This window comes from Lacisediminihabitans sp. (assembly GCF_036569425.1).
Taxonomy (GTDB): domain Bacteria; phylum Actinomycetota; class Actinomycetes; order Actinomycetales; family Microbacteriaceae; genus Lacisediminihabitans.
The window spans coordinates 52,085-64,264 of record NZ_DATCQQ010000016.1; the positions used below are offsets into that span (position 1 = coordinate 52,085).

Genomic DNA, 12,180 nt, shown 5'->3' on the forward strand with positions numbered 1-12,180 from the left:
CCTCGAACCTGCGTGCAGCACAGACTACCGAAGGGTCGACGGCCGCTCCGAGGCGTAAAGGCTCACGTCGTCGCCGTCGAAGCCGAAGAAGACCCGGTCACCCGGTGCGAGATCGAGGGCCGCCGCGCGGCCGGGCGACACGTCGGCGGAGAGCGAATCGGCGCGTACCCGAATCGAGTCGCCGCGCGGCTCGAGGTCGATCACGGTCACCGGAACGCTGTTGTCCCTGCCGGGCTGGCGCTCCAGCGACACGTCGATCGCGGAGGGCCGGATGGCGCCCGCGACCGCGTCGCCCAGGGCGATCGAGGATACGGGGGCTACGGTGACGACGGTCGCGACGAGCTCGCCCCAGCCGGCGGCCATCCCCCTGGCGGTTCGAGTGCCCACGACGAGGTTCAGCCCGGCGAGCTCGGCGGTGAACGGATGACGCGGGCGCTCGAGCACCTCGAGAGTCTGGCCCGTCTCGACCACCACGCCCCGGTTCATCACCACCACCCGGTCGGCGAGCGTGAGAGCGTCGAGCACCTCGTGGGTCACCACGATCGCCGTGCGGCCCTCCAGCACCCGGCGCAGCATGCGCCGGATCGTCGGCGCGACGGCGGCGTCCAGGGCGGCGAGCGGCTCATCGAGCAGCAGCAGGTTCGGGTCGGCGGCGAGCGCCCGGGCGATGGCCACGCGCTGGGCCTGCCCGCCGGAGAGCCTGCCCGGGCGCACCGCGGCGAGATCGGAGGCCTCCACCTCGGCGAGCCAGGCTCTGGCCGTCGCCCTCGCGGCATCCGTCCCCGCCCCGGCGCTCCTCGGCCCGAACGCGACGTTGTCGAGCGCCGACAGGTGGGGGAACAGGAGCGCGTCCTGGGCGAGGAGCGAGACCCCGCGGCGGTGCGGGGGCAGCCAGGATCCGCGCGGCCCGCCGTCGAGGCGGAACAGCGGAGAGCCGTCCCACTCGGCGTGACCGGAGTCCGGGCGCAGCAGCCCGGCGATGATTTCGAGCGCCGTCGACTTCCCCGCGCCGTTCGGACCGAGGATCGCCACCGTCTCGCCCCGTGCCACGTCGAGCGTCACGTCGAAGCCGCGGGCCGCGAGCCGGGCGCTGAAGGCGAGGGTCACTGCGCGCCGGCCGGGCCGGGGACGGTGCGCAGGGTCAGCGCCACGACGGCGACCGACACGACCACGAGCACGAGGGAGAGCGCCACGGCGGCGTTCGGGTCGGTCTCCCGCTGCAGGTAGATCTCGAGCGGCAGGGTGCGCGTCACGCCCTGCAGGCTCCCGGCGAAGGTGAGGGTCGCCCCGAACTCGCCGAGTGCCCGCGCGAAGGAGAGCACGGCACCGGAGAGCAGGGCGGGCAGCACGAGAGGCAGGGTGATGCGGCGCAGCACCGTGGTCGGCCGCGCCCCCAGGGTGGCCGCCACGGCCTCGTAGCGGGTGCCGGCGACGCGCAGCGCCCCCTCGAGGCTCAGCACGAGGAAGGGCAGGGCCACGAACGTCTGGGCGAGCACGACGGCGGTCGTGGAGAAGGCGATCCGGATGCCGAGCAGCTCGAGCGTGTGGCCCAGCACCCCCTGGCGGCCGAACGCGGCGAGCAGGGCGATTCCGCCGATCACGGGCGGCAGCACGAGCGGCAGGAGAACGAGCGTGCGCACCAGGCGCTGCCCCCAAAACGTCGTGCGGGCGAGCACGAGCGCCATCGGAACGCCGAGCACGACGCACAGCGCCGTCGCCGCGACCGAGGTGCGCAGGCTCAGCAGCAGCGCGGCCACGGATGATTCGGAGGTGACAAGGGCGAGGAAGTTGGCCCAGTCCACCCTGGTGGCCATCGCGACGAGGGGCAGGAGCACGAAGAGGGCGCCGATCGCCGCGACCGCCACCACCCAGCGCGGGATCGTGTCGAACCCCGGGCGGCCGAGCCGCCCGGCCACGCTAGGGCGAGCCAAAGCCGGCCGCCGTGAGCACCGAGCGCCCGATCGTGCCGACCACGAACCGAACAAAGGCTGCCGACGCCACCGGGCTCGCGCTCGCCCCGAGCGCCGCGATCGGGTAGGTGTTCACGGCCTTGCCCGACTCGGGGAACGGTATCCCCTTCACGCTCGGCCCGGCGGCCTTCACGTCGGTGACGTAGACGAGTCCGGCATCCGCCTCCCCCGACGACACCTTGCCGAGCACGTCGGTGACCGAGAGCTCCTCGCTCACCGGGGTGAGCTTCACGCCGGTCGCCGCCTCGACCTCGACGGTCGCGGATCCGCAGGGCACCTGCGCCTGGCAGATCACGGTCTTGACTCCGGGCCTCGCCAGATCGGCGAAGTTCGCGATCGCGGCGGGGTTCGCCGGTGGAACCGCGATTTCGAGGGTGTTCGTGGCGAAGTCGACGGGGTTGCCGTCGACGAGCCCCGCCCCCGTGAGCTTGGCCATGTTCCGGGTGTCGGCCGAGGCGAAGACGTCGGCCGGCGCGCCGGCGGTGATCTGCGTGACCAGGTCGGACGATCCGGCGAAACTCAGGCTCACCGTCGTGCCCGGGTGTTTCGCCTCGAAGCGCTTCGCGAGCTCGGTGAAGGTGCCCTTGAGCGAGGCCGCCGCGAAGACGGTGATGGAGCCGCTGACCGGCGGAGACGTGTTGGTACTGGTCCCGGTGCTGGCGGCGGTGGCCGCGGTGCACGCCGAGGCTCCGAGGATGAGCGTGGCGGCAACGACAACGGCCAGGATGGCGCGAATGCGAGGGGTCATTTCACGCCTGCACCTTCGGCGTCTCCACGATCACGCTCGTCGCCTTGACGACGGCGATGGCGACGCTTCCCGGCTCGAGGCCGAGTTCGCGCACGGCCTCGCTGCTGAGGAGGGACACGACGCGGTGCGGTCCGCACTGGATCTCGACCTGCGCCATCACGGTGTCCATGGTCACCTTGGTCACGAGGCCGACAAAGCGGTTGCGCGCGGAGCGACCGATGCCGGAGGTGTCGGCGGCGAGCACCGCGTTGTCCCGCGCCAGGGTGGCGAGGGCGAGACCGTCGACCACGGTGCGCCCGGATTCATCCTTGCCGCTCGCGAGGGTGCCGGCGTCGATCCAGCGGCGCACGGTGTCGTCGCTCACCGCGAGAAACTGCGCGGCGTCTTTTATCCGTATTTGAGACATAGACGATAGTTTATCCCCGCTTTTGCGCATTTCCTTCGGCGTCCCGTGGCACCTGACAGAATCGGGGGTATGCAGGAATCGCTCGTGGAAACCTCGGCGACTCGCTACGCCCGGCAGATCGCCCTCCCGGGATTCGGCCGGACGTCGCAGGAACGCCTGCGCGCGGCCCGCGTTCTGGTGATCGGCGCTGGGGGCCTCGGCAGCTCGGTGATCCCCGCCCTCGCCGCGGCCGGAGTCGGCACGATCGTGATCGTCGACGACGACACCGTCGAACTCAGCAACCTGCACCGCCAGCACATCCACGGCGTCGCGGATGTCGGACGCCCGAAGGCGCGCTCCGCGGCCGACACGGTCGCCGGCATCGCCCCCTCCGTCGCCGTGGGCGTGCACGAGGTGCGCCTCACGGCGGCGAATGCCCTCGGGCTCTTCGCCGACGTCGATCTCGTGATCGACGGCAGCGACAACTTCGCCACGAGGTATCTCGCCAACGACGCGGCGGCCATCACCGGCATCCCGCTCGTCTGGGGCGCCGTCTCCCAGTACGCCGGCCAGGCCGGCGTCGCCTGGGCCGAGAAGGGTCCGCAGTACCGCGACCTCTTCCCCACCCCGCCGCCGCCCGGATCCGTGCTCTCCTGCGAGGCGGGCGGAGTGCTGCCAACCGTGTGCTCCGTGGTCGGCTCGATCATGGCCACCGAGGCGATCAAGATCATCACGGGCATCGGGGCGCCCCTCATCGGCCGGGTCACCACCTTTGACGCGCTCACCGGCGGGTTCCGCGAGCTGGCCTACGGCCGGGATCCGAACGGCACCCCCATCGACGCCCTCATCGACTACGAGCTGTTCTGCGGCACAGCGCCGACGTCAGACACCGTCACGGCGACCGAGCTCGCCGGCGAGCTCGCGGCAGGGGCGGCCATCACCCTGCTCGACGTGCGCGAGCAGTGGGAGGCCGACATCGCGAGCCTGCCCGGATCGCTCCTTGTTCCGCTCGGATCCGTCGAGAGCGCGATCCGCGACTTGCGCTCGGCCGAATCCGTCGTAATCTACTGTCACCTCGGTGCCCGATCCGCCCGAGCGCTCGAGATCCTGAAGAACAATGGCTTCACCACCGCGCGCCACCTCGACGGCGGAATCGATGCATGGTCGCGACTTGTCGACCCGGATGTGAGACGGTACTGATCATGAACACGCAAGAACTGCTCGCAACAACGGTCGACGAACACGCGACGCTCGTGCGCGGACTCATCGAACCGGCCCTCGCCAAGCGCGGCACGGAGACCGTGCTGCTCGCGGACGCCCTCGACCGGATCACGGCGGGCGCCGTGCTCTCCCCCGTCGACCTGCCGCTCTTCCGCAACGCCCAGATGGACGGCTTCGCCGTTCTCGCCTCGGATGTCTCGACGGTGCCGGTGACCCTGCCGGTCGTCGGCGAGATCGCCGCGCGCGCCACCACGCCCGGCGCCCTCGAGCCGGGCACCGTCGTTCGGATCATGACGGGAGCGGTCGTGCCGGAGGGCGCGGATGCCGTCGTGCCCCTCGAAGACACCGAAGGGGAGGGGGACTCGGTCATCGTTGCCCACTCCCGCGACGCCGGAGAGTACGTGCGCGAACGCGGAAGCGACCTCCGCGAGGGCGACGAACTGCTGCCGGCCGGCATCCGCCTGGCCCCTCGCCACCTCGCGGCGCTCGCCGCCGCCGGCCTCTCCAGCGTCGACGTGATCGTTCGCCCGCGCGTCGCCGTCGTCACCACGGGTGCCGAACTCGTGCGCCCGGGCCGCGAGGTCGAGCTCGGCGAGATCTACGACTCCAACCTCGTCGCCCTCTCCGCCGCGCTGCGCGTGGTGGGAGCCGAGGTGACGATCGCGACGCGCGTCGGCGACGACGTTGACGCGCTGCTCGCCGCCCTGCAGGACGCGGCGAGCACCTCCGACATCATCATCACCTCGGGCGGAATCTCGAAGGGCGAGTACGAGGTCGTGCGCGAATTGCTCGGATTCCTCCGCGGCACGGTCGGCGAGATCGCCATGCAGCCGGGCGGACCGCAAGCCACCGCGGACATCGCCGGCATCCCGGTGATCGGCTTCCCCGGCAACCCGGTGAGCACCCAGATCTCGTTCGAGGTGTTCATCGCCCCCATCCTGCGCGAGGCCTCCCTCCTGCCTGCCGGGGAAAAGCGCACGCTCACCCTCGTCGGAGACGTGAGTTCGGTGGAGGGCAAGCGCCAGTTCCTGCGCGGCCGGGTCGTCGACGGCGACCGTGTCGAGGTCGTCGCCGGGCCGGGCTCGCACCTCGTCGCCGGGCTCGCCGCGTCCGATGTGCTCATCGACGTTCCGGCCGACACGACGGAGCTGGGCGACGGCGACCCCGTCGAGACCTGGATGCTGTGAGCTCACTCAGCCACCTCGACTCCGACGGGCGCGCCCGCATGGTGGATGTCGGGGCGAAGGCGGTGACCCAGCGCACCGCGACGGCCACCGGCCGACTCATCGTGCGCCCGGACGTCGTCGCGCTCGTGCGGGCGGACGACCTGCCCAAGGCCGACGTGCTCGCGACGGCGCGCATCGCCGGCATCTCCGGGGCCAAGAAGACCAGCGAGCTCATTCCGCTGTGCCACCAGGTGCCGCTCTCCTCGGTGAAGGTGGACTTCGAGTTCGCCGCCGACGCCATCCTCATCACCGCCACGGCGAAGACCACCGGGCAGACCGGGGTCGAGATGGAGGCGCTCACCGCCGTGGCGATCGCGGGCCTCACCCTGCACGACATGGTGAAGGCCGTCGACCCGGCGGCCGTGCTCAGCGACGTGCGGCTCGAAGACAAGACCGGCGGAAAGCGCGGACACTGGACGCGCGCCGGCTCCACCGTGGCCTCCCCCAGGCCGGGCACCGCCGCGGTGGTCGTGGCGTCGACGGGCGGCGCGGCCGGAACCCGCGACGACACGACCGGGCCGGTGATCGGCGAGTGGCTTGCGGCGCACGGCTACGCGGTCGACGCGGTGACCGTGGTCGCCGATGCGGATGTCGCGGCCGAACTCTCGCGCGTGCTCGCCACCGCCCCCAGCGTGATCATCACCACCGGGGGTACAGGGGCGAGCCCCACCGACCAGACACCGGAGGCCACGAGCGCGCTTCTCGACCGCGAACTGCCGGGAGTCGCCGATGCCATCCGCGCCGCCGGCCTCGCCATCACGCCGACCGCCGCCCTCAGCCGCGGGCTCGCCGGCACGGCCAACGGCACGGTCATCGTCAACCTTCCCGGTTCACCGGGGGGTGTGCGCGACGGTCTCTCCGTGCTCGACGGGCTGCTCGACCACCTCGTGGCGCAGATCGCCGGCGGTGGGCAGCATGCCTGAGGCCGTCGCGCTCATCTCGGCCGAGCCGATCGACGCGGCCGCGATCGAGAACTCCGTGCTGTCCGACGCGAACGGAGCCCTGGTGACCTTCCGCGGCATCGTGCGCGACCACGACCACGGGCTCTCGGTCTCCTCGCTCGAATACCAGGCGCATCCGGATGCCGCGCGCTTTCTCGAGGACTGCTGCCGCACCGTCTCGGCGGAGACGGGGCTTCCCGTGGCGGCCGCCCACCGGGTCGGGCACCTCGAGGTCGGCGACGTCGCGCTCGTCGCGGCGGTCGCCGCCCCGCACCGCGGTGAGGCCTTCGCGGCCTGCGAGCGGCTCGTGGAGCTCATCAAGGCGACGGTCCCCATCTGGAAGCGCCAGCACCTCGCCGACGGTGCAACGGAGTGGGTAGGCCTCTAGCCTCCCCGCCTCGCATCCACTTTTCGCTTCCCTCTTCCCTCTTCCCTCTTCCCTCTTCCCTCTTCCGAAATCCATGCAATTCTCGGCGACACACCGCCCGGGCGCGCAGTTGAGCGGCGTGTTGCACCGGATCGCATGGATTTCGGAAGGAATGAAGGAAGGAATGAAGGAAGGCGGGAAGGAGGGCGCCGAGGGCGCCGGACGGGACGGGCAGCCAGGGACCGGATCAGCCGCCGGCGAAGGGGGGCAGCACGTCCACCCGACTGCCGAGGGCGCGGGAGTCGTCTCGACTCACGACGCCGTCGACGAGGAACGATCCGGACGCGAGCACCCGCGCCATGGCATCGCCGTAGCGCGCGACCAGCACCGCGCGCAGCTCCCCCACCGTCGGCACGGCGGCGAGGGTCTCCTCCTCGCGCCCCGCCGCCTCGGCGGCCGCCGCGAAGTAGCGCACGCGCACGTCCTCAGCCACCGATGGCTCCCATGCTGCGCAGGGGTCGGATGAAGTCCGCCGCGTTGATGCCGTGCCCAGCCTGCTTGCCCCACATGGCGGCGCGCCACCAGTCGGCGATCGTCTCGTCGCTCGCCCCGCCGCGCAGCAGCCCACGCAGGTCCGTCTCGTCGTCGCCGAAGAGGCACGAGCGAACGGTGCCCTCCGCTGTGACGCGCGTGCGGTCGCAGGCCTCGCAGAACGAGCGGGTGACGGAGGCGATGATGCCAACGGTGGCCGGACCGCCGGCGACGATCCATTCCTCGGCGGGGGCCGACGGGTCCTCCCGGTGCGGCTGGCTGAGGGAGAACCGAGCTCCGAGCACGTCGAGAAGCTCCGCGGCATCCACCATGTTGTCGCGGGCCCACGCCTCGTCCGCATCGAGCGGCATCTGCTCGATGAAACGCAGCCGCACCCCGTTGGCGAGCGACCACTCGAGCAGGTCGGCGGCGCCGGCGAGGGTGTCGCGCATGAGCACCGCGTTGATCTTGAGCGGGGTGACGCCCGCCTCCTTGGCCGCCTGGATGCCCGCGAACACCGCGGGGAGGCGGTCGCGCCGGGTGAGCCGCGCGAAGTGGTCGCGGTCCACGGTGTCGAGGGAGATGTTCAGGCGGGTGAGGCCGGCGGCGACGAGCTCGCGGACGCGATGGTCGAGCCCGATGCCGTTGGTCGTCATCGAGATGGACGCGTCGCCGGCGACGGCGGACGACAACCGGATGATCTCCACCAGGTCGGCGCGCATGAGCGGTTCGCCGCCGGTGAAGCGGATGTCGTGCACGCCCAGGTCGCGCACGGCGATGCCAACGAGGCGGGCGATTTCGGTGGCGCTGAGGAGGTCTTCGCGGGCGATCGCCGGAAGGCCCTGCTCCGGCATGCAGTAGGTGCAGCGCAGCGAACACTTCTCGGTGATGGAGATGCGCAGGTCGCGGGCGACGCGGCCGAAGGTGTCGACGAGGCCGGGAACATCCGGGCGCCCGAATGTCGGCGGCATGCGCGCGGGGTCGCGCCGAATGCCCGGGATGCCGAGTTCGAGTCGCGTCATGCTTTCACCCTAGGCGCTTCGTGCGGCGTTGACATCTCGCCGGCTCACACCACAGGGGCGAAGCGCTCCAGCACCTCGCCGATTCTCCCCTTGCAGCCGCCGCAGCCGGTGCCGGCGCGGGTGGCCGAGCCGATACAAGCCACCGTCGTGTTGCCCTCCTCCGCCGACCCGGCGATAGTCCCGACGGTCACCCCGTTGCACCAGCAGACCGTCGCGTCGAGGGCGAAGGCATCCGCCCCGCTCGCCGGCAGGTAGTCCGGACCGTCGAACCTCAGCAGCACCGAACGGTCGGCCGGGAGCTCGCCTCCCCGTTCGAACAGCAGCGTGAGCTCGGCAGCGGTGCGCGGCATCCCCACGCAGACGAACCCGGTGAGGATGCCTGCCACCGTCACCATCTTCACGTAGCGCCCGTGCTCGGGGTCCGCCCACTGGGCCACGCTCGGTGTAGCACACCCGTCGGCGTGGGCGCGCCCGCCGAAGTCGGTGTCGGTGTCGGTGTCCCACGGCTCGCGTCGAACGTCGCCGGCGGCCGCGACGTCCACCCCCTCGGCCTTAAGCATCACGACGGAGGCGGCACGCTCGGCGAGCGGTACCACACCGGCCTCGTCGCGGAACCGGCCGGCGAGCCAGTCGGCCTGCCGCCAGCCCGGCCCGATCAGCCCGGACGGCGCCCCCGTCGGCGTTCCGGCCGCGGCGCCGGCCTGCGGGCGGGAGACGACATGGGCACAGTCGCCGATCGCGAAGACACGCGGATCGGCCCAGCTCTGCAGGGTGTCGTCGACGAGGATGCCGGCGGACACGTCGAGCCCGGCAAGGGCGGCGAGTTCGGTGCGGGCGCCGACGCCGCAGGAGAGCAGCAGCAGGTCACCGCCGATCTGCTTTCCGTCGGCGCAGAGCAGGGCGTCGAACCGCTGGGCTCCGTCGTCGTCCGTGCGGAACAGGATTCCCTCCGCCCTCGAATGGTCGATCATCGTGACCCCTGCCCGGCGGGCGCTCCGCGCGAGGGTGGCGCCCGCTCCGCGGTCGAGGCTCCGTGCCATCGGGGTGTCGCCGTGGTAGACGACGCAGGTCTCGGCCCCGGCCCGCGCGGCGGCAAGAGCGATCTCCATGCCGAGCACCCCCGCCCCGAGCACGACGATGCGCTGCCCGGCCCGCACGGCGGCGAGCACCGTCTCGGCGTCGGCGAGGTCCCGAAGAGCGGTGACCCCGCCCGGCAGCGGGGCGTCGGCTGAATCGAGGGTCGACGGGTCGGCGCCGGGCCTGGTGCGGTCGCGGCGAAGCCGGGTGACGCCGTCGAGCGTCGGGATGTTCGCGCGGGCGCCGGTGGCCAGCACCAGCCGGTCGTACGGCAGGTCCTCGCCGGTGCCGAGGGTCACCGTCTGTCGCGTGCGGTTGATCGCCGTGACGCTCGTGCCGGTGCGGATGCGCACTCCGGCGTCGCGCGCCTCCTGCGGGTCGGTGATCTCGAGCGACTCCCGGTCGGTGTGGCCGACCGCGTACTCGGCGACGAGCACCCGGTTGTACGCCTCGGAGCTCTCGGCCCCGACGACGGTGAGTTCGATGGCGCCCGCGCGCACCGCGGGCAGCAGCTCCTCCACGAAGCGCGCGCCGACCAGCCCGTAACCCACCAGCACCACGCGCTCAGGCATTCGACAACTCCCTCTGCACGGCGCGAACCGTGACGATGGTCTTCTTGAACTCCGGCATCCCCGAGATCGGGTCCGTCGCGTCGCTCGTGAGCAGGTTGGCGCACTCGTCGCCGGCGAAGTGGAAGGGCAGGAAAACGGTGTCCGGCCGGATGTCGGGCGTCACCTCGGCAACGCAGCGCACGGCGCCGCGGCCGTTGGACAATTCCACCTCCGCACCGTCGATGATCGCGAGCCGGTCGGCGGTCGCCGGGTGCAGCTGCACGCGGGCGACAGGCTGCGCGGCAGCGAGCTCCGGCACCCGCCTGGTCTGCGCGCCGGACTGGTAGTGCTCGAGCAGCCGGCCGGTGACGAGGGTGAGGGTGCCGGGCTCCGGCCGGGCCGAGGATCGCGACCGCACGGCGACGATCCTGGCCCTCCCGTCGGCGTGGGCGAACTGGTCGAGGAACAGCCGCGGCGTGCCGCCCGACCCCGTGGGATACGGCCAGTAGGCGGCCTCCCCAGAGTCGAGAAGCTCGTAGCTGAGACCCGAATAGTCGGCGATTCCCCCCTCCGATGCACGGCACAGCTCGTCGAAGACGACGGCCGGGTCCTCACTGAACGTGGACGGCGACCCCAGCCGTTTCGCCAGCTCCCGGAAGATCCACAGTTCGCTGCGCACCCCGGCCGGCGGGTCGATCGCGCGGCGACGGCGGATGACGCGGCCCTCGAGGGAGGTCATGGTGCCTTCCTCCTCGGCCCACTGGGTGACCGGCAGCACGACATCCGCGAACTGCGCCGTCTCGGAGAAGAAGAAGTCGCAGACGACGAGGAAGTCGAGCGCGGCGAGGCCCTCCCGCACCCGGGAGGCGTTGGGGGCGGAGACGACCACGTTCGACCCGTGCACGAGCAGGCAGCGGATGCCGTCTGGCCGCCCCATGGACGAGAGCAGCTCGACCGCGGGAATGCCCTGCCCGGGGAGGGACTGCGGGTCGACCCCCCAGACCGCGGCGACGTGCTCGCGCGCGGCCTGGTCGGTGATCTTGCGATAGCCGGGCAGCTGGTCGCACTTCTGGCCGTGCTCACGGCCGCCCTGTCCATTGCCCTGGCCGGTGAGCGTGCCGTAGCCGGAATGGGTAGTGCCGACGAGCCCGAGCGCGAGGCTCAGGTTGATGGCCGCGGTGGCGGTGTCCGTGCCGTCCTCGTGCTGTTCGACGCCCCGGCCGGTGAGGATGTAGGTGCCGCGCCCCGCGGCGAGCCGACGGGCGATCTCGCGCAGCTGCCATACGGGAACGCCCGTGTGCTCCTGCGTGCGCTCCGGCCACCACTCGCCAACGCTGCGGCGCAGGGCCTCGAAGCCGGTGGTGCGCGCGGCCAGGTACTCGCGGTCGGCGAGCCTCTCCGCGATCACGATGTGGGTGAGCCCGAGCAGCAGCGCGAGGTCGGTGCCCGGCGCGGGCTGTACGTGCATCCCCGCGCCGTCCTCGGTGAGCCTCGCTGTGGCGGATCGACGCGGGTCCACCACGATGAGGCCGCCGGCGGCGCGCGCCCCGTCGAGGTGCGCGACGAACGGCGGCATGGTCTGGGCGACGTTGGAGCCGAGCAGCAGGATCGTCTCCGCGGCATCCAGGTCCTCCACCCGGAAGGGCAGGCCGCGGTCTAGCCCGAATGCGCGGTTGCCGGCTGCCGCAGCGGAGGACATGCAGAACCGGCCGTTGTAGTCGATCCTCGACGAGCCAAGGGCGATACGGGTGAACTTGCCGAGCTGGTAGGCCTTCTCGTTGGTGAGGCCGCCGCCGCCGAACACCCCCACCGAGTCGGCGCCGTGCTCGGCGCGCAGGGCGGCAAGGCGGTCCGCGACGAGGTCGAGGGCGTCCTCCCACGACGCGGCAGCAAAGCCGCCGTCCGGCTGCCGCAGCATCGGTTCGAGGATGCGGTCGGGCGAGGAGAGCAGCTCGGCGGATGTCCAGCCCTTCTTGCACAGTCCGCCCCGGTTGGTGGGAAAATCGCGAGCGCCCACGGTGATGGCCCCGGCCGAGACCGTGAGCGTCATCGCGCACTGCAGGGCGCAGTACGGGCAGTGCGACGCGGTGGCGGTCTCGGCCGGGGCGATGCTCATGGTGGTGGCTCTCTCGGTGGGGAGG

12 protein-coding genes are annotated in these 12,180 nt (G+C 72.0%); 4 read left to right on the forward strand and 8 right to left on the reverse strand.

Annotated elements, in window-relative coordinates; genetic code table 11:
* Nucleotides 1–24: 24 nt before the first annotated feature.
* From VIM54_RS02355 to VIM54_RS02370, 4 genes are read right to left on the reverse strand one after another with little or no spacing between them, the layout of a single operon-like run.
* On the reverse strand, nucleotides 25–1,107 hold the full coding sequence (locus VIM54_RS02355; RefSeq protein ID WP_331898837.1) for an ABC transporter ATP-binding protein: 1,083 nt from the start codon (nucleotides 1,105–1,107) through the stop codon (nucleotides 25–27).
* The gene (locus tag VIM54_RS02360) at nucleotides 1,104–1,931 is read right to left on the reverse strand and encodes an ABC transporter permease (protein WP_331898839.1); all 828 of its coding nucleotides are present in this window, start codon (nucleotides 1,929–1,931) and stop codon (nucleotides 1,104–1,106) included. Before VIM54_RS02360 ends, VIM54_RS02355 begins: the two co-directional genes overlap by 4 nt.
* Complete coding sequence (gene modA / locus VIM54_RS02365; protein ID WP_331898841.1) at nucleotides 1,918–2,718, reverse strand: molybdate ABC transporter substrate-binding protein; 801 nt, start codon at nucleotides 2,716–2,718, stop codon at nucleotides 1,918–1,920. The genes VIM54_RS02360 and modA overlap by 14 nt, the downstream gene beginning before the upstream one ends.
* A gap of 1 nt (nucleotide 2,719) precedes the next feature.
* Nucleotides 2,720–3,124: a TOBE domain-containing protein gene (locus VIM54_RS02370; RefSeq protein ID WP_331898843.1), complete on the reverse strand. Its 405-nt coding sequence runs from the start codon at nucleotides 3,122–3,124 to the stop codon at nucleotides 2,720–2,722.
* A gap of 69 nt (nucleotides 3,125–3,193) precedes the next feature.
* On the opposite strand from VIM54_RS02370, the gene VIM54_RS02375 reads away from it, so the two are divergent.
* Genes VIM54_RS02375 through VIM54_RS02390 form a run of 4 tightly spaced genes read left to right on the forward strand, consistent with a single transcriptional unit; the run spans nucleotide 3,194 to nucleotide 6,879 of the window.
* On the forward strand, nucleotides 3,194–4,303 hold the full coding sequence (locus VIM54_RS02375; RefSeq protein WP_331898845.1) for a ThiF family adenylyltransferase: 1,110 nt from the start codon (nucleotides 3,194–3,196) through the stop codon (nucleotides 4,301–4,303).
* Nucleotides 4,304–4,305: 2 nt separating this feature from the next.
* Nucleotides 4,306–5,511, forward strand: a complete 1,206-nt coding sequence (glp, locus tag VIM54_RS02380; protein ID WP_331898847.1) for a gephyrin-like molybdotransferase Glp — start codon at nucleotides 4,306–4,308, stop codon at nucleotides 5,509–5,511.
* A complete protein-coding gene (gene moaCB / locus VIM54_RS02385; protein WP_331898848.1) occupies nucleotides 5,508–6,473 on the forward strand; it encodes a bifunctional molybdenum cofactor biosynthesis protein MoaC/MoaB in 966 nt (321 codons plus the stop codon). Before glp ends, moaCB begins: the two co-directional genes overlap by 4 nt.
* Nucleotides 6,466–6,879 (forward strand): molybdenum cofactor biosynthesis protein MoaE, encoded by a 414-nt coding sequence (locus tag VIM54_RS02390; protein ID WP_331898849.1) that lies wholly within the window; start codon nucleotides 6,466–6,468, stop codon nucleotides 6,877–6,879. Before moaCB ends, VIM54_RS02390 begins: the two co-directional genes overlap by 8 nt.
* A gap of 226 nt (nucleotides 6,880–7,105) precedes the next feature.
* Here VIM54_RS02390 and VIM54_RS02395 read toward each other — a convergent pair whose 3' ends face one another.
* Genes VIM54_RS02395 through VIM54_RS02410 form a run of 4 tightly spaced genes read right to left on the reverse strand, consistent with a single transcriptional unit; the run spans nucleotide 7,106 to nucleotide 12,155 of the window.
* Nucleotides 7,106–7,351, reverse strand: coding sequence for a MoaD/ThiS family protein (locus VIM54_RS02395; RefSeq protein ID WP_331898851.1), 246 nt, complete (start codon nucleotides 7,349–7,351; stop codon nucleotides 7,106–7,108).
* On the reverse strand, nucleotides 7,344–8,411 hold the full coding sequence (gene moaA / locus VIM54_RS02400) for a GTP 3',8-cyclase MoaA (protein WP_331898853.1): 1,068 nt from the start codon (nucleotides 8,409–8,411) through the stop codon (nucleotides 7,344–7,346). The genes VIM54_RS02395 and moaA overlap by 8 nt, the downstream gene beginning before the upstream one ends.
* A gap of 44 nt (nucleotides 8,412–8,455) precedes the next feature.
* Nucleotides 8,456–10,060 carry an FAD-dependent oxidoreductase gene (locus tag VIM54_RS02405; protein ID WP_331898854.1) on the reverse strand — a complete coding sequence of 535 codons (1,605 nt, stop codon included), beginning with the start codon at nucleotides 10,058–10,060 and terminating at the stop codon, nucleotides 8,456–8,458.
* Nucleotides 10,053–12,155 carry a molybdopterin oxidoreductase family protein gene (locus tag VIM54_RS02410; protein ID WP_331898855.1) on the reverse strand — a complete coding sequence of 701 codons (2,103 nt, stop codon included), beginning with the start codon at nucleotides 12,153–12,155 and terminating at the stop codon, nucleotides 10,053–10,055. The genes VIM54_RS02405 and VIM54_RS02410 overlap by 8 nt, the downstream gene beginning before the upstream one ends.
* Nucleotides 12,156–12,180 lie beyond the last annotated feature (25 nt).